Origin of the sequence: Erwinia typographi (genome assembly GCF_000773975.1) — a bacterium.
Taxonomy (GTDB): domain Bacteria; phylum Pseudomonadota; class Gammaproteobacteria; order Enterobacterales; family Enterobacteriaceae; genus Erwinia; species Erwinia typographi.
The window spans coordinates 41,478-60,413 of sequence record NZ_JRUQ01000005.1; the positions used below are offsets into that span (position 1 = coordinate 41,478).

The window sequence follows — 18,936 nt, forward strand, 5'->3', positions numbered from 1 at the left end:
TCAGGAGAGATCGAACCTGTAGCCCTGGCCGCGAACGGTGGTGATGACGTCCTGAGGATGCTCGGCCTGCATTTTCTTACGCAGGCGGCCCATCAGCACGTCAATGGTGTGGCTCTCGCGCAGCTCGGCATCGGGATAGAGCTGAAGCATCAGCGAGTCCTTGCTGACCACCTTGCCGGCGTTGCGGATCAGCGTTTCGATGATGGTGTACTCAAAGGCGGTCAGCTTAATTTGCCGATCGTGGATGGTCAGTTCGCGGCGCGAAAGATCGACCAGGAAAGGGGGCAGGGTAATAATCTGCGAGGCGAGGCCGCTGTTACGGCGCATCAGCGCCTGCATCCGCGCCACCACTTCCTCAATGTGGAAAGGCTTGGTGACGTAATCATCGGCTCCCGCTTCCAGCGCTTCCACCTTCGCCTGCCAGCCTTCGCGGGCAGTCAGCACCAGAATCGGCTGCTTGACGTCCTGCCCGCGCCAGCGGCGGATCAGCGCCATGCCGTCTTCATCCGGCAGTCCCAGGTCCACCAGAGTAATATCCGGCGTATGCTCGCTGAGAAAATAGTCGGCTTCTTTGGCATCTTCGGCAGCATCAACCTGATGCCCCATATCGCGCAGCTGCACGGCGAGATGATGACGAAGCAGTTGATTATCTTCCACAACCAGTACACGCATAATTTATCCTTTCTGTCAGAGACGGGGTGACGAACCCAGAGCTGTTGTGTCAATCCTGGCAAGTATAGGTTATAGCAGATAAACAGCAGGTTAACGCGGGCCGATCTGGCACTGGCCCGCGTAACAGGCAGGGGTTACTTAAGCTCGTCAACCATCTGCACTGCGCGACCGATATAGTTAGCCGGGGTCATCAGCTTCAGGCGGGTTTTCTCTTCTTCCGGCAGCTCAAGGCTGTCGATAAACGCCTTCATGCCGGCGGCGTCAACGCGCTTGCCGCGGGTCAGCTCTTTCAGCTTCTCATAAGGCTTTTCAATGCCGTAGCGGCGCATCACGGTCTGAATGGGCTCCGCCAGCACTTCCCAGTTGTGGTCCAGTTCGTCCAGCAGACGGTCGCGGTTCACCTCCAGTTTGGCGATGCCTTTCAGCGTCGCCTGGTAGGCGATCAGCGCGTAGCCCACGCCCACGCCGAGGTTACGCAGCACGGTAGAGTCCGTCAGGTCGCGCTGCCAGCGGGAAACCGGCAGTTTGCTGGCCAGGTGCTGCATCACGGCGTTTGCCAGCCCCAGGTTGCCTTCGGAGTTTTCGAAGTCAATCGGGTTGACCTTGTGTGGCATGGTTGAGGAACCAATTTCGCCAGCGATAGTTTTCTGGCGGAAGTGGTTCAGCGCTATGTAGCCCCAGACGTCGCGATCGAAGTCGATCAGGATCGTGTTGAAGCGGGCCATGCAGTCAAACAGCTCGGCAATGTAGTCATGCGGCTCAATCTGGGTAGTGTACGGGTTCCAGCTAATGCCCAGGCCGGTGACAAAGCTTTCGCTCAGCTGGTGCCAGTCCACTTCCGGGTAAGCGGCGATGTGGGCGTTATAGTTCCCTACCGCGCCATTGATTTTACCCAGCACCTCGACGCGCTCCAGCTGGCGCAGCTGGCGCTCCAGGCGGTAAGCCACGTTCGCCATCTCTTTACCCAGCGTGGAGGGGGTTGCAGGCTGACCGTGGGTACGGGAAAGCAGCGGGATATCGCGGTACTGTGCGGCCAGGTCTTTGACTGCGGCGATGATTTTGCTCCAGTAAGGCACGATCGCCTCGCGACGCGCCGTTGCCAGCATCAGCGCGTGAGACAGGTTATTGATGTCTTCAGAAGTACAGGCGAAGTGGATGAACTCGGAGACGGCGCGCAGCGCGGCGTTTGGCTCAACCTTTTCTTTCAGGAAGTACTCAACCGCTTTCACATCGTGGTTGGTGGTGCGCTCAATGGTTTTAATGCGCGCGGCATCTTCTTCATTAAAATTATCGACAATCGCATCAAGGAAAGCGTTTGCGTCGGCATCAAATGCAGGAACTTCCTTGATCTCTGCGCAGGCGGCCAGTTTTTGTAACCAGCGAACTTCCACCTGCACGCGGAACTTCAGCAGGCCATATTCGCTGAAAATGCCGCGTAGCGGGCTGACTTTGTCGCCATAACGGCCATCAACGGGTGAGACGGCAGTCAGAGAGGATAATTCCATCGGTGCAACTCCTGGATCGGTTAACATTTTAGAGTGAGGACTCGGTGATACGGGACAGCATTTGCTTCGCCTCACTGGCGAGGCGATTGCGTGAAAACATCAGTTGCAGGCGACCGCCGCCCACCTGGTGCCACAGCACCGCCGAGCGAATACCGGCCAGCAGCGTGGCGCGAACTTTGCTCTGGATCTGGGTGTTCTGCAACACCGCAGGGGAGCCGGTAACCTGAATTCGCGGCCCCAGCGGGCTTATGACGTCGACATAAATCGCCGCCATAGCGCTGAGCAGCGTCTCGGAATCTAAATCATAGTGCGCCAGCTGACGATCCAGCTGAGCAATGCGCTGCGACAGGTCATTCAGCGCGCTTTTGTTGGCGCTGAGCTTACGTTCAAGCACCATCATGCTAAGAGTGTAGCGGGTTAACTCCGCCCCGGCGCCGTGGCGGCTGCCGCTGTTAAGCACGCCCAGCAGCGATTCCAGGCCAAAGCGCAGGTTGGCTTCGTCATTGCCGTAGATCGCCAGCGTGGAGGGCGGATTAAGGTCCACCACGCTTTGCAGCGAGGTTTTTAGCGCGTCTGCCGGGCAGTGTCCCTGATGCGCAAGCTGTTGTACCAGGTGAGCAGACTGGCAGATGCCCGCAAGGGCCAGCGTAATATCGTAATAATTCTTCGCCACGGTAACTCCTGTAATTCCCCCGTCTCAGATGCGGCAGGGGCTACGCCAGTATGCTGTTATCTAACCACCATGCGCCAGCGCGTACTTAAAGCAGCGGCAGACGCGCTTCAATAATACCGCCGCCGAGGCAGACTTCATCAACATAAAACACCGCTGACTGTCCGGGGGTGACGGCGGCTACCGGCTCGTCAAAGCGGACTTCGATCCGATCTTCGCCCAGCGGGCTAACCGTGCAGGCAATATCAGCCTGGCGGTAGCGGGTTTTGACCGTACAGCGCAGCGGCGCCTTCAGCGTTTCACGGTCTACCCAGTGCAGCTGCTGAGCCGTCAGGCCTGTCGACATCAGGCGCGGATGGTCGTGACCCTGAGCCACAATCAGCAGGTTGTTGGCGACATCTTTATCGACCACGTACCATGGCGCTTCGCTGCCTTCTTTGGTGCCGCCGATTCCCAGGCCCTTACGCTGGCCCAGCGTATGGTACATCAGGCCCTGATGCTCGCCGACCACTTCGCCCTCCGTGCTGAGAATAACGCCAGGCTGCGCCGGTAAGTAGCGACCCAAAAAGTCGCGAAACTTGCGTTCGCCGATGAAGCAGATGCCGGTAGAATCTTTCTTCTTCGCCGTCACCAGTTCCAGCTCTTCGGCCAGGCGGCGCACTTCGGGTTTCGCCAGTTCGCCCACCGGGAACAGACTTTGGGCAATCTGCTCATGGCCCAGCGTGTAGAGGAAATAGCTCTGGTCTTTGTTGTCGTCCAGCCCGCGCAGCAGGCGGCTTTTGCCCCCAACGTCCTGGCGACGGACATAGTGACCGGTAGCAATGAAATCCGCGCCTAAATCTTCGGCGGCAAACTCCAGAAAGGCTTTAAATTTGATCTCTTTGTTGCACAGAATATCCGGGTTTGGCGTGCGGCCCGCTTTGTACTCTTCCAGGAAGTGCTCAAAGACGTTGTCCCAGTATTCGGCGGCAAAGTTAACGGTGTGCAGCCAGATGCCTAATTTGTCGCAAACCGCCTGCGCATCGGCCAGATCCTCCGCAGCGGTACAGTATTCCTCACCGTCATCCTCCTCCCAGTTTTTCATAAACAGGCCTTCAACCTGATAGCCCTGCTGCTGTAGCAACCAGGCTGAAACGGAGGAGTCAACGCCGCCGGACATGCCGACGATCACTTTTTTCTGGCTTTGAGACATGAGTAATACCCGACTTTAGTGGCAGTTAAAGGCTGCCCTTTAAAATTGCGGCGTAGTCTACCACGCGTCTGCGGCTGGCGCATCCTCGCTAAACGGCCACTGAAACGCGCTCAGCACCTCCAGCGGATAGCGCGGACCCTGCTGATAAATCAGAATGCTTTCCGCAACCAGTGGAGAACGCAGCTTTTTCGCGCCGAGGATCTCTTCCGGCGGCAGCCACCAGCAGCGATCGATATCCCGATCCTGCGGGTAGGTCGGCAGCATTTTCGGTAAATCCAGCGCGAACAGGAAGCGTAAAAAAGGGGTGTTGTCCGGCGCGATCCACTGATGCAGGCGCAGAAAAGCCTGCGGAACGCCCTCCAGACCCGTCTCCTCGTACAGTTCTCGTACGGCGGCCTGCAGCAAGGTTTCATCCGCTTCCAGATGGCCGGCAGGCTGATTCCACGTTGCCCGCCCCCTGACCATCTCTTCCACCACCAGAAATTGCCCTTCGGCTTGCACTACGGTTGCGACGGTAACGTGAGGCTTAAACATGGCTGGCTCCTTGCTAAAAAATGACTTAAAGAGAAAACTCAGCGGTGACGTCTCGCCATTCGCCTGGCGCTAAATCCTGCAACATCTGCGTGCCCATAGCAAAGCGGATTAAGCGCAGGGTAGGGAAGCCAATCTGCGCCGTCATCCTTCTGACCTGACGATTGCGCCCTTCGTATAACGTTATTTTTAGCCAACTGGTAGGAATGGCTTTACGCTCACGGATAGGCGGATTGCGGGGCCACAGCCAGGCGGGCTCTGCTACCAGCTCCGCGCCGGCGGGCAGGGTAGGTCCCTCTTTCAGATTAATGCCATCCCGCAGCGGCTGGAGATCGCTTTCTTCAGGGACACCTTCCACCTGCACATAATAAATTTTCCCGGTGCGTTTGCCCGGCTGCGTCAGCTTTGCCTGTAGCGCGCCATCATTGGTCAGCACCATCAGCCCTTCACTGTCGCGGTCCAGGCGTCCGGCGGCGTAAACCCCCGCCACAGGGATAAAATCTTTCAGGGTGCTACGGCCCGCTTCATCGCTGAACTGCGGCAGCACGTCAAAAGGTTTGTTAAAAATAATGACACGCTTAGGGCCTTTATCAACCTGGCGAGCGGTCGGGGAGGCGCTGAATCGTTTAACGCGGTGATTCTTAACGGAAGAGTTTCTCATAGTCTTTGCACTTAAAAACAATGAGCGCATTATACCGCAATCCTGAGATGATTGGCGCGACGGCAATATTCAAGTAGTATTGACGCGCATCTTACAAATCATTAACAAAAAAGCGCTCGAAGGAGAGGTTAATGGAAAGCAAAGTAGTTGTTCCGGCGGAAGGTCAGAAAATCACCCTGGCGAATGGAAAAATCAACGTACCTGACAACCCTATCATCCCTTTTATCGAAGGTGACGGTATTGGCGTGGACGTTTCTCCAGTGATGATCAAAGTTGTCGATGCCGCTGTACAGAAAGCTTATAACGGTGAGCGTAAAATTTCCTGGATGGAAATTTACACCGGTGAGAAATCGGTAGAGCTCTACGGCCAGGACGTCTGGCTGCCAGAAGAAACCCTCGACCTGATTAAAGAGTATCGCGTGGCTATCAAAGGCCCACTGACTACCCCAGTCGGCGGCGGTATTCGTTCCCTGAACGTGGCTCTGCGTCAGCAGCTTGATCTCTACATCTGCCTGCGTCCCGTGCGTTACTACACCGGCACGCCAAGCCCGGTAAAACGTCCTGAAGATACCGACATGGTGATCTTCCGTGAGAACTCCGAAGATATCTACGCGGGTATCGAGTGGAAAGCTGGTTCTGCGGATGCGGATAAAGTGATCAAGTTCCTGCGCGAAGAGATGGGCGTGAAGAAAATTCGCTTCCCGGAGCAGTGCGGTATCGGCATTAAGCCGTGTTCAGAAGCAGGCACCAAGCGCTTGGTTCGCGCGGCTATCGAGTATGCGATTACCAACGACCGTGATTCTCTGACGCTGGTTCACAAAGGCAACATCATGAAGTTCACCGAAGGTGCCTTTAAGGATTGGGGCTACCAGCTGGCGAAAGAAGAGTTTGGCGCTGAACTGATTGACGGCGGCCCGTGGATGAAGATTAAGAATCCTAACACTGGCAAAGAGATCGTGGTTAAAGACGTGATCGCCGATGCGTTCCTGCAGCAGATCCTGCTGCGTCCGGCGGAATACGACGTTATTGCCTGTATGAACCTGAACGGCGATTACATCTCCGACGCCCTGGCGGCGCAGGTTGGCGGTATCGGTATTGCCCCTGGTGCTAACATCGGTGACGAATGCGCGCTGTTCGAAGCCACCCACGGCACGGCGCCTAAGTATGCTGGTCAGGACAAAGTGAACCCAGGTTCCGTTATCCTGTCCGCTGAAATGATGCTGCGTCATATGGAATGGTTCGAAGCCGCTGACCTGATTGTTAAAGGCATGGAAGGCGCGATTGCCGCCAAAACCGTGACCTATGACTTTGAACGTCAGATGGAAGGCGCTACGCTGCTGAAATCTTCAGAGTTTGGCGACGCTATGATTAAGCATATGTAATAATCACTAATTGAAACATTCCTGTAATTCTGGTCGATTATGGGGATGTTTCTGTCTCTTTAAAATCTTTCTGCAATACTTCTGCAACACCGCTTAAAAACTATACCGCAATCACCGTCCAGTCCTTACCTCGATTGTCATCCATATTTCTCATGCCCATTTCAGATACAAACACCTTCAGCGGGGCGCTTTTTTTGTTCGTGCATATTATGTCGAATCACACCAGCATTTAGGCGCTGGCATGGCTTTTCATGCCCCCACGATTTAAGCATGACGGCCACGGTGAAATCCTTACCAAACATCTGCTGGGGCAGGGCAAGGTATTTAGCCTGAAAAATGGGCAACAGGTCGCATGGCTCTGGTTTGGCCGGAAGAAGTTTGCTGAAGTCCGGGCACCTGCGTAAGCAGACAGAAGCAAAAAACGGCCTGATGAGCATGTCTTGCTGGTGGCTCACTACACAAAGACATTTCAAAGCGGGCCGATAGGCAGGAAGCTAAAGCTGTCAGAGGGCATGATCCGGATTAAGTTTCAGACGGCAGAGGAGTTTATCGAAGGCTGTCTGTCAAACTGGAAATGGATAATCAAGCATAGAAAAATATAGCCCATAAATTGGGCTATATTCAGGAGGCAATTATGGAAAGAATTTATCCTTCATTTCCAGTGACGCAGCTATCGCAACTATCAATGCGCAACAGATCGTGCTGGTGATAGATGAGTAATAGAAAGCAGGCATCCATTTGATTAATTCACTGTTTCTCTTATCAAAAAAAATATATGAGTTGCTATCCCGTTTCAAGAAAAATATTTTCTTTTTTTTATTTAAGTTGAGAAAGAAATACGCAATAGGCATAGCACCAAAGAAACCTGTCAGGCAATGAAAAGAATAGGGGGCAGGGAATGTATTGTTTTTCTGAAATTCACCCAAAAGCTTGTAATACTTGGTTCTGTTTACACCATAAATAATGACGGAAAGAGTAAAGCTAACTAAGCATAATGCCATTATAAAGAATCCGGTAAATTTCATTAACATTTATACGCCCTGGCGATTAGAGATCGCATCCACACCCCAGTTCATAAACTCGCTGCCAGCATAGCCAGCAGCAACTGAACCTATTGCTGCACAGGCAACACCCCCAATGCCAGCCGTTACTATTCCGACAGCAGCACATACCCCGACTCCCGCCGCTGCTCCCATAGCACCAGCGCCAACCCCAGCAGCTGTTGATAATCCGAATTTTGTGTATTCCTTGAACGCTAATTTTCCGCATTCTCCTTCGCGGCCTTTGGTGCATGCTTCAGCGACATCATTAGTTGTTCCGGCAAAAGCAAATCCAATGCCAATATATCCTCCCATCTTAAGGAAACGCGCCGCCCTGGCCGCATTGCCGACATAATACGAATATCCCGGAATGCCACCCATCCCCACCGTGGACCACTCATGCACAATCGAACGGCTGGAGAGGTTTAGCGCCCGCTTCATATTGTCATACTGTTGGAATTTCATGGTATACCGGGCAAGGGATTTTAACATTGGCCTGTTGACCAGTTCCTTAAGCTGATGCAGCAACTGATTACGCTCAACAAAGAACTGCTGACCGATCAGCGTCCCTTGAGTACGGAATTGATTCTGATAGCTTGACTCAATTTTTTTCAGGGTCTGCTCAATGGCATTAAAATACTTTTCACCCACATCGCCCGCTGTGCTAAAAATCTTATCTCCCGCCCCCGTTAACGCGGCAATCATCCCGTAATGTTTCTGCATAAAACTGGCATCATCACTACTTACGCCAATAAACGCAGCGTTGGTTTTATTCTTTGCCTCTCTGAGCGTTGTCAGCATCTGCATTGTTAGCGTGTCAGGTGTGTCCGGATCAGCCACAATCAGGATTTGGCCTGGTTTCAGATACTGCGTATCCGCATTAAGTTTCATAAACAGGCTGGTGGCCGGGGAGCGACTATCCCTGAACAGTTCCCGCGCCTGATAATCCAGTGTGCCGGGTCGTTCCACCACGCAATATCCGGGGGCTAAGTTACGTGCCATGCTTCCTTTCTCCGTTAGCTGTTAACTGGACGTGATGCTTGCCATAGGTGGCCGAACCAGAGAGGTCAGAAAAAACAGCATTAAATATAAATAATTCTACTGCGTTACGCAAAAAGTGTCGTAGCTTGAAAGGCGTGGTCACGTAGACACAACGCTTATTATCATAAGATTCCAGCCTCGGCCACCGCCGGAGGCTTTTTTTGCCCCTTAATTGTTGTGAGGACACTACAGCAATAAGGGAGCGAAAGTCCAAATTAATATCAGGGACTGTCGCAATTGGAAGCGCATTAACAGGTGTCAGTTTCCGCTGCATCAGCTCAGGCCTGTAAGAAAGCAATGAATACTCCCGGGCATATATGCTCAACAACCCATGAAAGGAAATGTCATGATCGAAGTAAATTCATTTGCCGAACTACGTAACACCACGCCATCTGCATCCGGCGAGATTGCTGCTCTCAAGCGTTATTATGACAAAGATTCCGCGTTCCAGGGGGGCGGTCGTTTTGTCGGTTTCCTTGATACCGCCATCACTTCAGGTTCTGACGATAATGGTACTATTGCCGTCCCTTCAGCCGGAGGTTACTACTGGAAGCGCATCATCGATAATGTTGAAGATATCAATATTTATCATTTTGGTGGAAAGCGGCTACGTGGTGATTCCTCATTTGATGCAGATAATGGCACGGTCAACCACGATGCATGTGTGAGCATGCACAAATGGTCAAAAGGTTTTTCATCCCCTGTAACTGATACCACTAAAAACCCGATTAAAAGTGTCGGAATTCGCTTCCCTGTCGGCAAGTTTATGATTAATCCTGTTGATTTAACCGGCGAGGGGGAGCTTCAGTTTTTCAATCTTTACGGGGACGACTGCGAATACGGCATTTCTCCAAGAACTATTATTGTTTCCGACCAATCCAGCTCAACCGTTTTTAAAGTTCAGGCCCGTCGTACGGCTATCCGTGGGCTCTTTTGGGATGGCCAGGCCACGGCGGATACCACCACGAATACTGGTGCAATAACTTCTGAGATGGTCAGCAATCAGCAGTCATTTTTCGAAAACATCACCATTGAGGGGCAATATGTCAATATCACATGCTGTCGCGTTGAAAATAATGGTGGCTCCGCATTTAAGCTGATCGATACACTTGATACGCGTTTAGACCAGATTTACACCAAAAACACTTATGGGCGGGTATTTGATATTACCTGGTCAGACTCACCTAATGGAAAATGGGATCACTCTACGGCGGTTGAGTTGACCAATTCAAACTTCCAGTATGGTTATGCTGATGCAATGCTGTACATGCCCCGTATGACACAAGGGTTGATCCGCAACGTATGGATTGAGCACACGCGTTTTCCTGGCGATCTGTCCAATGGTCAGTGGATTATTGATGCTCTCAGCATTGAGTCTTCCGTTAACCCACTCAAACTGAATTATTCGCGGGTGCTGATTCGTCAACTGAACTTGCAAACTGGCGGCAGCATTGACATGGAGCGTACCGGATCATCGTGGCTTTCAAGTTTTGAAAAGGGCTGGCGCCGTGATGAGAACTACGGCACCGAGATGACCGGATCGATGAGAGCTGGTTGGTATTCAGGTTATCGAATTACCAATAATTCGACTGAAGACAAGTGGTTCCGCGTGGGGCAGTTTAACTTTCGCTATGCTAACCAGCACTGGCACCTTGAGGTAAACGGTAAAACACTTCGTGATACGACGACATTACCAACTGAAAACCCCTTACTGAGTAATGTATGCGGTAAGACGTTCATTAACCTCTATCGTGGAGCCAGTTCTGTCGGGGGTAATATCCACTTTGAAGGCGATTCTGGCGTTGACGATTGCTTCATGCTTTCACATAACTCAGGCTTAACCTGTGAGGCCTGGATTAAGGTAAAAGCGCAGAGTGGTGATGTCATCGTTAATCTTAAAACAACAGGGCCGACTCGCTTTGATGAAGGTGAAAGTTCGTTGTTCTATTCAGATTTCACTGAAGATGCTGACCTGGATCCTGAAAACACCAGCCGGGTAACGCTTTCATCCGTAATGAATCATCACAATGGCTCAGCTGGTTATGGATATGACGGGAAGGTTGTGACGTTGGCCTCAGCCACGGCGGAAGCCCCAGCCTCAACCGCTACACCAACAGGTTACATTACAGTAAAGATCAATGGCGTAAACAGAAAGATTGCTTACTTTTAATGGCAACTTGCTGATTTTCATCATTATATGAATAATTCAAAATGCGCGTTGGTGCTAAGCAAATAGGTGCATTATTTTTTTCATCAGAGCCGGTTCACTTTGTGCGCGTGATACTGCGTCACAGGGAAGACGCTAATCTGCTGAAGTTTTGCGAGTCTGGCGACGCGATGCTCAGGCATATATCAGCGTACTTAATGGCGGGAGCGTTCTGCTCCCGCCATCTTTAATCCTTGAGCTTGCACACTACCACTTCATCTCACCGCTATTCACTTTTGCGCTCAGGTCCAGTGAGCTCTCATCTGGCAGATTAGGCCAGGCCGCTTTCATGGTTTCAATCACCGCCGCCGAACCTTTCTTCTGCTTCAGCGCCGCTTCAAACTGTTGCAGATAATTGAGCGTGAAGGTCACGGCCTGGTCGCCGTACGGACGAGCGCCAATGTAATGACCCGGGATCACCACCTTTGGCTTTAACTGCTGCATTTCACGCAGCACGCTGCGCCACTGTTCGCGACTGGCGGGCGTTTGCGTATCCGCTGTCCAGACGTGGATACCCGCCGCCACTGCCGTGCCTCCCAGAATCGCCCGATTCGCCGGAATCCACAGGTAGGCAGATTTATCTCCGCCATGACGCAGTTCAATACGCTCGCCATCTACGCTGAAACCTGTCTGAAAGCTAATGTTGGGTACAAACACCTGTGAGGGCGCGCCGCCGCTCATTTTGGGGCCCCAATATTGCAGCTTGGCGTCTTTAGTGGCTTCGATATGTTCCACTACCACCGGCGAAGCCGTGACCTTCACCTGCGGAAAGGCTTTGACGATCGGTTCCAGACCGAAATAGAAGTCGGGATCGCCGGAGGTAATCACAATTTGCGTCAGCTTCTTGCCGCTGGCTTTGATCATCTCAACCAGCTTTTTGCCATCTGCCGGGCTGAACTGCGCATCAAACAATATTGCTTCATGCGGGCCGGATACCAGCGTCGAAGAAACGGGGAACAGACCCGCCTTCTGAGGATTGAATACTTCTAAGTGCAGCGGAGCGGCCAGTGCCGGGCTGGCGGCGAGCGCCAACAGCAGTGCTAATTTTTTCATCTTCATTGTGTCTTCCTTTAAGCGGCGGCTTGCCGTAACTGAAAGCGCTATTGTAGGGGAATCCTGGTCTGATAGAATTACCGTAATCAGAGATGTTCAGTTTCATAAAACGATCGGATGGAGTGAGCATGGACAGAGTGACAGCGGCCACGGTGTTTAATCGTATCTGCGAACTGGGCAGCCTGAGCGCCGCTGCGCGGGCGCTGGACATTTCGCGGCCCATGGTCAGCCGCTATCTCGACGAAATGGAGAAATGGGCTGGCGCGCGCTTGCTGCACCGGTCGTCGCGCCGTCTTACCATCACGCCCGCAGGGGAGAAAATTCTCGAAAAGAGCCGTGTTCTGGCGCGTCTGGCGGAGGAAATTGCTGAACAGGGCGCACAGCGTGAGGTACAGGGCACGCTGCGGGTGGCCTGCGCCCACTCTACCGCCACCCATATTCTTGGCCCAATGATCCCGGCGTTTTTGGCTCGTTATCCGGCACTGCGTATCGAGCTTGAGATCAACAACCAGTCAGTCAGTCTGATTGGCGAGCGTATAGATCTGGCGGTGCGCATCACTAACGATCCTGAACCCGGCACGATTGCGCGTCGCCTCGGTGAATGTGCTTCGGTGGTGTGCGCGTCACCAGGTTATCTCCAGCAGCACGGCGCACCGCAAACGCCGCAGGAGTTGACGCAGCATAACTGCCTGCACTACAGCCGCTTCGCTGGACAGAACTGGCAATTTAAAGACCGAAACGGTGAGGTGGTAAACACTGCCATCAGGGGGAATTTCAGCGCAGGGATCTCCTCGGTGTTGTGCGATGCGGCCATCGCCGGTTGCGGTCTGGCGATGGTGCCGGAGATGGAGGCACGAGCGGCGATCGGCAGCGGGAAATTGCAGCTTGTGATGTCAGATTTCACGCCAAAAACGCTGGGTATTTATGGTCTTTACCTGTCGCGTGAGCTTCAGCCTGCGGCCCTACGCCTGTTCCTGGCTGCGGTACAGCAGCAATTGGCTGATGACTCTTTACTGGCAACCGGCAAGACAGCATGACTACAGTTGGGGATGAGACCAACCCCGTCCCTAAACTAACCTTAAACGCCAGCCGAACGTTCCTTGTTTACATCGGATCTGTTACCGATAGCCCTTAACGCTTCTCATCTGCGCAACACTTTTATTTTTTTTCCGGCCAAATTCAGCAGAAATTTTCCGCACAAAGGGCTGGAAGTTAGCGCAAAACGATGAAATAGTGCTATTTCATCATCAGGCAGTAAGCGACTTTAAGCCGGGGATTTTTCTAATTTTGCTGGATAAAACGCCACTTAACTGAAAAGTGGGTAAAAACTAGCCAAAATGACCGCCCGCCCTGAATCAGGGGTTGAGATGGCGAAGCGATGGTCCGTAAAATAGGGCCAACACTCAAATCAGGAGAATTCTGTGTCTGAAGCTGCATCGATCGAACAAACCCCAAACCGGCTGGAAGAAGCGAAGAACATCGCTTTAGGGTGGCGCATTGTGGGCCAGATGGAACCTCAGACTCTGGAGGAGGCCATTCAGATGCTGCGCGACAGCTCAGCTCATGCGGCTAAGGTTTACGAGTTGCTGTACGCCGAGATTGCCCATCGCGCGAAATAGGCCGGTTCCGGCCGCACTACGCCGTTCTTGTCCGCTCGGGAGAACGGTAGCTTAGCCACGCTTCCCAGCATTTTGTATGATCGATATCACTGTAGCCACGCGAGGGGTCCAGGTTGCGTACAAGGTTGTCCGGTACTGAAATGCAGACGGCACTGGCGCAAACAGCTTCCGCTTCCTGTCGCGTTAACGCCGCGCCTTTTCGTTTTTCCGCCTTCGTCAGCAAGCTCACCAGCGACGGGATGAAAAGTATTGCCATGACCGGTCTCTCCTTTATTTTGCTATAGGAATAGAGTCGGCCTGGCTGGCGAAAACTTTAGCATCGGGTGGGGCCGTGAGCCATTGCGCATTCGCCTTGCTGCCGGTTAAAACTCTTCAGAAACCAGCCACTGATCGGCCTCGTCGAACATCTCTTCAATAATTCTCAGCATGACCGACTTGTCGCTTTTGCTGGCGTCGGTTTTCACCCCGTTAGCCTGCATGGGTTTGACCTTAACCTCAGCGTCAGGAAAAACGGGCTGAATCCGCTTCGTCAACTCGGTCAGTATCAGATCCTGCGCGGCAGGCAGTCCGGCAACGTTGCGCTTATCGTAAATCAGTTCAACAAACATGGGGTTATCCTGGTTAAAAAGGCTGGATAAAAATACAGTTATTGCCGGCAACCTTCAATCAAAATCTTGCGTGCTGGACAAATCGGCAGGGCCTGGCTGGAGAGGGGATTCTGTGAGGCGGATTGGATTCCCCGCAATAATCATCAAATTTACTTCATCTCCTGCGCTACACTGCGCAGTAACCCATTCGAATGAAGGTACTGAAAAAATGAAAAAAACGGCGTATGCATTAGCTTTACTGGCGGGTGGTCTGCTGCTTGCGGGCTGTTCAAGCGACCACGTCATGCAGATGAAAGATGGCAGAACGGTGGTGGTGCAGGGCAAACCGCAGGTGGACAAAGCTACCGGTATGGTGGTTTACACCGATGAAAATGGTCAGCAGCAGGCCGTAAACCAGGACCAGATTAAAGAGATGAGTTCGCTGGACAAATAAGCCCGGCAGAAATTCGGAGTATTATCAGACAGACAGATCACGCGGAATATGCCAGGCTCTCTGACAAATATCAGCTACATCAGAGAGAATTCCCGGAGACGCCTGCCCATGTTCCGCACTATCGCCACTGGATGTCTGCTTGCCTGCGCTGCGTTCGCTGCTCAGGCAAACGAGAACGCGCCAAAACTCAACACTGAATTCCAGATTACCTGCCCAGGCCGTCCGACGATGACCGTGACCGAAGCGCAGTATGGCCTGACCACGATTATGTGGCCCGGCGATCATTTCCAGATTGCCGCGGGTAACCAGCATTCCAAAACCGGGAATGGCGATAAAGTGTCGATTGTGCTGTTCCGTAATGGCGATCAGATGGTGGTGAATACCTCAGACGAGGATGTCTTCTTCTCTTACGTCGGTGAGCAGAAACTGGTGCCCTGTAGCCGCAGCAGCGAGCGTGAAAACAGCGCGGTTGAGCTGCAAAGGACCGACGCCTCAGGCAAACTGGCGTCCTGAGCGCTTCGGCTACTCCAGCAGCCGCTGGCGCAGATCCAGCGGCGAATTCTCCGCCTCATCCAGTAGCGACAGCCACTGGCGCATCGTCACTTCCTGCCAGGCAAGCTGGCCCGCCGTTGTTCCCATCAGCACCACGTCGGGCCGCAGCGCGCGGTAAAACTCAATCGATTTTTTCAGATCGGCTTCATTACTTTCCGGGACCAGTACCGTAACCCAGCCCTCAGAGGTCAGCATTATGGTGTCGCCGACAAAAAGATAGGTTTTACCGTGGGGAGAAGCGTAAAGGTAGCTGGTGCTGCCCGGCGTGTGGCCCGGCGTGGGAACAACGTGGAAGCTACCGCAGTGGACCTCGGCCTGACTGAAGGTGTCGTCAGCCTCCACCCAGGGGCTGATTGGCCCCAGCGCCCGGTTATGGCAGTACAGGGCAGAGTTAAAGCGCGATTGCAACAGCTGCGCGCCCGGACCTGCTTCGTGCCAGTGGGTGAGATAGTGGCGAATTACGCCGCCCAGATCTTCAATAGCCTGATGATCGCTGAGGCTCTCGACACGCGAAATCAGCAAATTGCCGCGCAAATGCCGCAGCAAAAAACCGTGCATCATCAGTTCCGGCTCACCTTGAGCGGCCGGCAGCTCCGGTGTTGAAACCCAGAGATCCTCGTACAACTGCTTCATGGGCGCTCCTGGGGGTTAACGAAGCGTAGGGTGCCCTGATAACGTCAGCGTGCTGTCCGAACCTTTGACCTGCAAATGTCCCTGCGCGCCCAGCGGCAGCGTCACGGTATCCCAGTGATGGCCAAACGCAAGATCGGTGACCAGCGGCAGGCCGGTCAGCTGACGAATCAGCGTCCAGACGCTGTCGAAGTCATAGCCATTGTCATACTCTGTCAGCGTTGCGCCGGTAAAACTGCCGGTTACGATCGCTTTCTGGCGAGCCAGAATCCCGCTGTGTGCCAGTTGAAGCAGCATTCTTTCCACGCGGAAAGGATGCTCATTCACATCCTCGATCACCAGAATGCCGTCTTCAATCTGCGGCAGCCACGGCGTGCCGATCAGGGACGCTATCATTGCCAGATTTCCGCCCCAAACCGTGCCGGTGACGTCAACGTCCTGCGGCTGCGTTTTCCAGCTTAGCGTTAATTTAGGCGAAGTCAGCGCCCGCCAAAAGTGTTCAAGGGTGAATTCAGATAAAACCTCAGCGCCAAAATTTCCCGCCAGCATGGGGCCGCTGAAAGAGATCACGCCATGCTGCAACAGCGGGAGCTGAATGGCGGTGAAGTCGCTGTGTCCACAGAGGGCCACCGGGTTACCGCGTAGCCTGGCGGCCACGCCGGCGAAGTCCAGACCAGGCAGAAGCCGGGTCGCGCCATAGCCGCCCCGCACCGCCAGAATAATATCCGGCAGGTTATGCAACTGCGCCAGACCGTTAATATCCTGCAAGCGTTCGGCCTCATTTCCGGCGAAACGCTGCTCGCGGCGGGCGATGACCTCAGTACGTAAAACCTGATGCCCCTGATTGCGTAGCCGTTCGACGGCAAGCGACGCCGCCTGCTGATTATGGCAATAGCCGGAAGGGGCAATCAGCTGAAAAGTGCGGGGAGTAACCGACATAATATTCACTTTAATCCTCAAAGCGGCGAAAGAATGGCCGTATTTCAACGGCATTTTACGTCCGGCGTGAAAAAAAAGTCGCCTTTAGCCGCAAGTTGTGTGATTTTTATGCAGCGGTAAAGGAATTTTTTTACGCCACTGACGGTCCAATATCCCTGATGATGACGAAAAGCCGGGACGAAGTCACCCGCAGGCGCCTCAAATTCAGAGTTACGGTAATTTTCTCCTGTCTGGCGCACGCTATGATGAAGCGCGAGGCTAAGGCTCAGAGGATGAATATAGCGTGAGAAGTGTGAAAACGGTTGCGATACTGGGCGTGTTATTGCTGGCGGGCTGCGCCAGCGAGCCGCATAAACAAATAGTCACTCAGCAGCAGCAAACGCCGTTAACCAAAGCCCCACCTGAAAAGGTCGCGCAGGCCTGGTCACTGTTCACGGAGAATGCGGCGCATAACTACGGGGTCGATCAAAAACTGGTAGATGCCATTATTTCAGTCGAGTCGGGCGGCAATCCAACGGTAGTCAGCAGGTCGAATGCCATTGGATTGATGCAGATTAAGGCTTCCACCGCAGGGCGTGAGGTGTATCGGGTGCAGGGCAAGCGAGGTCAGCCGACCAACAGCGAGCTGCGTGACCCGGTGAAAAATATCGATATTGGCACCGCCTACCTGAAAATTTTGCAGGACCAGTCGCTGGCAGGGATTCGCGATCCTGAAACGCTGCGCTACGCCACGATTGTTTCCTATGCCAACGGCGCAGGTGCGTTGCTAAGAACCTTCTCGCGCGACCGGGATCGCGCCATCGCGATGATCAACGCCATGTCGCCAGAAGAGTTTTACCAGCATGTGCAGAATAAACATCCAGCCGCTCAGGCACCTCGCTATTTGTGGAAAGTGACCACCGCTTACCGCACCATCTGAACCGGTCCGACAGGCTGAGCCATCAGCGGCTGGGGAAGTTACTGGAAGCGGTTGGCCTTATCACGGGCCAGCCGTTCAAGGGAAAAAATAACCTGCTGGAGCGATCGCTCTTCTCCGGCAGTCAGCGAGCTGAAGCGAAAGCTGAGGCGTGGTGTGACTACCGTTTCATTCTTATTGCCGACGATACTGCGTTTGCCGACGTTGATCAGCTGCGCGTCCACCTCGAAGCGGCCATATTCACCGAGCTCCACGCGTAACTTCTCGAACTCTTCACCACCGTTCAGGGGGCAGGGAATCGGCGAGTCGACCAGCGCGCCAATGCCGCCGAGCGAGAGGTCCTGGAGGCGCAACCGACCTTCACCGCTGCCATCAGGCCAGGTAACGTAGCAGTAAAAAATGGGCTCCAGCGGCGCAGAGACGCGGAAAAATTCCCGCCGCTGGATCATCCACAGTACGTCCGGTAGCGCTGCGCTGAATGCTGGCAGGTTGTCGAACTCGTCGTCGGTCAGTTCGCTAAGCGCAAATTCGACTTTAGCACCGTGAGTTTCGGCAGTCAGATGTAAGTCCCGGGCTTGCATGGCGTGCTGGTTTTCAGCGTCATTACTGCCAAGATCCAGCACTATACCTTCCCGATCGGCATCCAGTAATTTAGTCATAAACTGGCCGCGTGCGTGGGAGACAAGGATGGGCGTCTGGTTTTTTATCAGAGTCTTCAGTACTGCCAGTACCGCCAGCGGACCGCGCTTGAGGTATTGTTCTTTATCTTCTGCCTTCACATTCCTCTCCAGATGAATGTCAGAAACGCGCTTTCAGCGGTGATACGTCGGATTATCGGCAGCGTCAGGGGACGCTTTAGGCTACAGGTAAAAAAAAACTGACAAAAAGATTAGATTTAAATCACAGAGTTAGAATCCTGGCCTATAATAGTGACGTCTAATCAGTCGGTAACAAGGAGCCGTAAATGGGTATTTTGTCATGGATCATTTTTGGTTTGATCGCAGGGATTATCGCTAAATGGATTATGCCGGGTAAAGATGGCGGTGGTTTTATCATCACCGTCGTCCTGGGTATTATTGGCGCCGTAGTTGGGGGCTGGATCAGCACCTTCTTTGGCTTTGGCAAGGTTGACGGGTTTAACTTCGGCAGCTTCGTCGTTGCGGTAATTGGTGCGATTGTTGTGCTGTGGATTTATCGCAAAGTAAAAAGCTGATACACGCACGGTAAGCCAAAAAAGGAGACGTTACCGTCTCCTTTTTTTATGCCGTTGACCCGTCCTAAATAGC

General features: G+C 53.3%; 24 protein-coding genes. 10 read left to right on the plus strand and 14 right to left on the minus strand.

All coding sequences use genetic code 11. The features are described from left to right. From phoP to rluE, 6 genes are all read right to left on the minus strand, one after another. Positions 1-672: a two-component system response regulator PhoP gene (gene phoP, locus NG99_RS00900; RefSeq protein WP_034887430.1), complete on the minus strand. Its 672-nt coding sequence runs from the start codon at positions 670-672 to the stop codon at positions 1-3. 134 nt (positions 673-806) lie between these two features. Beyond that, positions 807-2,177 (minus strand): adenylosuccinate lyase, encoded by a 1,371-nt coding sequence (gene purB / locus NG99_RS00905; RefSeq protein ID WP_034887432.1) that lies wholly within the window; start codon positions 2,175-2,177, stop codon positions 807-809. A 28-nt stretch (positions 2,178-2,205) separates the two neighbouring features. Next, complete coding sequence (hflD, locus tag NG99_RS00910; protein ID WP_034887434.1) at positions 2,206-2,850, minus strand: high frequency lysogenization protein HflD; 645 nt, start codon at positions 2,848-2,850, stop codon at positions 2,206-2,208. 85 nt (positions 2,851-2,935) lie between these two features. Next, positions 2,936-4,039 (minus strand): tRNA 2-thiouridine(34) synthase MnmA, encoded by a 1,104-nt coding sequence (gene mnmA, locus NG99_RS00915; RefSeq protein ID WP_034887436.1) that lies wholly within the window; start codon positions 4,037-4,039, stop codon positions 2,936-2,938. A 57-nt stretch (positions 4,040-4,096) separates the two neighbouring features. Next, complete coding sequence (locus tag NG99_RS00920; RefSeq protein WP_034887437.1) at positions 4,097-4,573, minus strand: NUDIX domain-containing protein; 477 nt, start codon at positions 4,571-4,573, stop codon at positions 4,097-4,099. 25 nt (positions 4,574-4,598) lie between these two features. Further along, positions 4,599-5,261, minus strand: a complete 663-nt coding sequence (gene rluE / locus NG99_RS00925) for a 23S rRNA pseudouridine(2457) synthase RluE (RefSeq protein WP_034887440.1) — start codon at positions 5,259-5,261, stop codon at positions 4,599-4,601. Between the two features lie 101 nt (positions 5,262-5,362). On the opposite strand from rluE, the gene icd reads away from it, so the two are divergent. The 3 genes from icd (at position 5,363) to NG99_RS27395 (ending at position 7,215) form a co-directional block, all read left to right on the plus strand. Then, on the plus strand, positions 5,363-6,613 hold the full coding sequence (gene icd, locus NG99_RS00930) for an NADP-dependent isocitrate dehydrogenase (protein ID WP_034887441.1): 1,251 nt from the start codon (positions 5,363-5,365) through the stop codon (positions 6,611-6,613). A 251-nt stretch (positions 6,614-6,864) separates the two neighbouring features. After that, the gene (locus NG99_RS29030) at positions 6,865-7,017 is read left to right on the plus strand and encodes a hypothetical protein (protein WP_157032518.1); all 153 of its coding nucleotides are present in this window, start codon (positions 6,865-6,867) and stop codon (positions 7,015-7,017) included. 42 nt (positions 7,018-7,059) lie between these two features. Beyond that, positions 7,060-7,215 (plus strand): antiterminator Q family protein, encoded by a 156-nt coding sequence (locus tag NG99_RS27395; protein ID WP_232298141.1) that lies wholly within the window; start codon positions 7,060-7,062, stop codon positions 7,213-7,215. Between the two features lie 30 nt (positions 7,216-7,245). Here the strand turns inward: NG99_RS27395 and NG99_RS00935 are convergent, their stop codons facing one another. Together NG99_RS00935 and NG99_RS00940 are read right to left on the minus strand one after the other, a co-directional pair. Continuing rightward, on the minus strand, positions 7,246-7,644 hold the full coding sequence (locus NG99_RS00935; RefSeq protein WP_232298140.1) for a hypothetical protein: 399 nt from the start codon (positions 7,642-7,644) through the stop codon (positions 7,246-7,248). Further along, entirely contained in the window at positions 7,645-8,655 is a 1,011-nt protein-coding gene (locus tag NG99_RS00940; RefSeq protein WP_034887443.1) for a membrane protein, read from the minus strand. Positions 8,656-9,040: 385 nt separating this feature from the next. Here NG99_RS00940 and NG99_RS00945 point away from each other — a divergent pair, with 385 nt between their 5' ends. After that, positions 9,041-10,864 carry a hypothetical protein gene (locus NG99_RS00945; protein ID WP_034887445.1) on the plus strand — a complete coding sequence of 608 codons (1,824 nt, stop codon included), beginning with the start codon at positions 9,041-9,043 and terminating at the stop codon, positions 10,862-10,864. 243 nt (positions 10,865-11,107) lie between these two features. Here the strand turns inward: NG99_RS00945 and NG99_RS00950 are convergent, their stop codons facing one another. Then, the gene (locus tag NG99_RS00950; RefSeq protein ID WP_034887446.1) at positions 11,108-11,959 is read right to left on the minus strand and encodes a Vmh family MBL fold metallo-hydrolase; all 852 of its coding nucleotides are present in this window, start codon (positions 11,957-11,959) and stop codon (positions 11,108-11,110) included. A gap of 122 nt (positions 11,960-12,081) precedes the next feature. Here NG99_RS00950 and NG99_RS00955 point away from each other — a divergent pair, with 122 nt between their 5' ends. Together NG99_RS00955 and NG99_RS00960 are read left to right on the plus strand one after the other, a co-directional pair. Next, positions 12,082-12,990 carry a LysR family transcriptional regulator gene (locus NG99_RS00955; protein WP_034887448.1) on the plus strand — a complete coding sequence of 303 codons (909 nt, stop codon included), beginning with the start codon at positions 12,082-12,084 and terminating at the stop codon, positions 12,988-12,990. A gap of 384 nt (positions 12,991-13,374) precedes the next feature. Further along, positions 13,375-13,572 (plus strand): hypothetical protein, encoded by a 198-nt coding sequence (locus tag NG99_RS00960; RefSeq protein WP_034887450.1) that lies wholly within the window; start codon positions 13,375-13,377, stop codon positions 13,570-13,572. 16 nt (positions 13,573-13,588) lie between these two features. On the opposite strand, the gene NG99_RS27835 is transcribed toward NG99_RS00960, so the two are convergent. Then, positions 13,589-13,828 carry a hypothetical protein gene (locus NG99_RS27835; protein ID WP_072017505.1) on the minus strand — a complete coding sequence of 80 codons (240 nt, stop codon included), beginning with the start codon at positions 13,826-13,828 and terminating at the stop codon, positions 13,589-13,591. Positions 13,829-13,934: 106 nt separating this feature from the next. After that, on the minus strand, positions 13,935-14,180 hold the full coding sequence (locus NG99_RS00965; protein ID WP_034887451.1) for a DinI-like family protein: 246 nt from the start codon (positions 14,178-14,180) through the stop codon (positions 13,935-13,937). Between the two features lie 208 nt (positions 14,181-14,388). Here NG99_RS00965 and NG99_RS00970 point away from each other — a divergent pair, with 208 nt between their 5' ends. Continuing rightward, positions 14,389-14,613, plus strand: a complete 225-nt coding sequence (locus tag NG99_RS00970) for a YgdI/YgdR family lipoprotein (protein ID WP_034887453.1) — start codon at positions 14,389-14,391, stop codon at positions 14,611-14,613. Between the two features lie 108 nt (positions 14,614-14,721). Further along, positions 14,722-15,126 carry a hypothetical protein gene (locus NG99_RS00975; protein WP_034887455.1) on the plus strand — a complete coding sequence of 135 codons (405 nt, stop codon included), beginning with the start codon at positions 14,722-14,724 and terminating at the stop codon, positions 15,124-15,126. Between the two features lie 9 nt (positions 15,127-15,135). On the opposite strand, the gene NG99_RS00980 is transcribed toward NG99_RS00975, so the two are convergent. Then, a complete protein-coding gene (locus NG99_RS00980; protein ID WP_034887456.1) occupies positions 15,136-15,798 on the minus strand; it encodes an MBL fold metallo-hydrolase in 663 nt (220 codons plus the stop codon). A gap of 15 nt (positions 15,799-15,813) precedes the next feature. Next, a complete protein-coding gene (gene ldcA, locus NG99_RS00985) occupies positions 15,814-16,734 on the minus strand; it encodes a muramoyltetrapeptide carboxypeptidase (RefSeq protein ID WP_034887469.1) in 921 nt (306 codons plus the stop codon). A 292-nt stretch (positions 16,735-17,026) separates the two neighbouring features. Here ldcA and emtA point away from each other — a divergent pair, with 292 nt between their 5' ends. Next, positions 17,027-17,653, plus strand: a complete 627-nt coding sequence (gene emtA, locus NG99_RS00990; RefSeq protein WP_084110347.1) for a membrane-bound lytic murein transglycosylase EmtA — start codon at positions 17,027-17,029, stop codon at positions 17,651-17,653. A gap of 38 nt (positions 17,654-17,691) precedes the next feature. Here emtA and NG99_RS00995 read toward each other — a convergent pair whose 3' ends face one another. Beyond that, positions 17,692-18,429 carry a flagellar brake protein gene (locus NG99_RS00995; protein WP_034887458.1) on the minus strand — a complete coding sequence of 246 codons (738 nt, stop codon included), beginning with the start codon at positions 18,427-18,429 and terminating at the stop codon, positions 17,692-17,694. Positions 18,430-18,614: 185 nt separating this feature from the next. Between NG99_RS00995 and NG99_RS01000 the strand changes: the two genes are divergently transcribed. Then, positions 18,615-18,863, plus strand: a complete 249-nt coding sequence (locus NG99_RS01000) for a GlsB/YeaQ/YmgE family stress response membrane protein (RefSeq protein ID WP_034887460.1) — start codon at positions 18,615-18,617, stop codon at positions 18,861-18,863. The last annotated feature ends 73 nt before the right edge of the window (positions 18,864-18,936 follow it).

Bases quoted from the DNA above. Each gene is read 5' to 3' on its own strand.
- phoP (WP_034887430.1), bottom strand. From the start codon at position 672: ATGCGTGTACTGGTTGTGGAAGATAATCAACTGCTTCGTCATCATCTC.
- purB (WP_034887432.1), bottom strand. From the start codon at position 2,177: ATGGAATTATCCTCTCTGACTGCCGTCTCACCCGTTGATGGCCGTTAT.
- mnmA (WP_034887436.1), bottom strand. From the start codon at position 4,039: ATGTCTCAAAGCCAGAAAAAAGTGATCGTCGGCATGTCCGGCGGCGTT.
- NG99_RS00920 (WP_034887437.1), bottom strand. From the start codon at position 4,573: ATGTTTAAGCCTCACGTTACCGTCGCAACCGTAGTGCAAGCCGAAGGG.
- rluE (WP_034887440.1), bottom strand. From the start codon at position 5,261: ATGCGCTCATTGTTTTTAAGTGCAAAGACTATGAGAAACTCTTCCGTT.
- icd (WP_034887441.1), top strand. From the start codon at position 5,363: ATGGAAAGCAAAGTAGTTGTTCCGGCGGAAGGTCAGAAAATCACCCTG.
- NG99_RS29030 (WP_157032518.1), top strand. From the start codon at position 6,865: ATGCCCCCACGATTTAAGCATGACGGCCACGGTGAAATCCTTACCAAA.
- NG99_RS00935 (WP_232298140.1), bottom strand. From the start codon at position 7,644: ATGTTAATGAAATTTACCGGATTCTTTATAATGGCATTATGCTTAGTT.
- NG99_RS00940 (WP_034887443.1), bottom strand. From the start codon at position 8,655: ATGGCACGTAACTTAGCCCCCGGATATTGCGTGGTGGAACGACCCGGC.
- NG99_RS00945 (WP_034887445.1), top strand. From the start codon at position 9,041: ATGATCGAAGTAAATTCATTTGCCGAACTACGTAACACCACGCCATCT.
- NG99_RS00950 (WP_034887446.1), bottom strand. From the start codon at position 11,959: ATGAAGATGAAAAAATTAGCACTGCTGTTGGCGCTCGCCGCCAGCCCG.
- NG99_RS00955 (WP_034887448.1), top strand. From the start codon at position 12,082: ATGGACAGAGTGACAGCGGCCACGGTGTTTAATCGTATCTGCGAACTG.
- NG99_RS27835 (WP_072017505.1), bottom strand. From the start codon at position 13,828: ATGGCAATACTTTTCATCCCGTCGCTGGTGAGCTTGCTGACGAAGGCG.
- NG99_RS00965 (WP_034887451.1), bottom strand. From the start codon at position 14,180: ATGTTTGTTGAACTGATTTACGATAAGCGCAACGTTGCCGGACTGCCT.
- NG99_RS00970 (WP_034887453.1), top strand. From the start codon at position 14,389: ATGAAAAAAACGGCGTATGCATTAGCTTTACTGGCGGGTGGTCTGCTG.
- NG99_RS00975 (WP_034887455.1), top strand. From the start codon at position 14,722: ATGTTCCGCACTATCGCCACTGGATGTCTGCTTGCCTGCGCTGCGTTC.
- NG99_RS00980 (WP_034887456.1), bottom strand. From the start codon at position 15,798: ATGAAGCAGTTGTACGAGGATCTCTGGGTTTCAACACCGGAGCTGCCG.
- ldcA (WP_034887469.1), bottom strand. From the start codon at position 16,734: ATGTCGGTTACTCCCCGCACTTTTCAGCTGATTGCCCCTTCCGGCTAT.
- NG99_RS01000 (WP_034887460.1), top strand. From the start codon at position 18,615: ATGGGTATTTTGTCATGGATCATTTTTGGTTTGATCGCAGGGATTATC.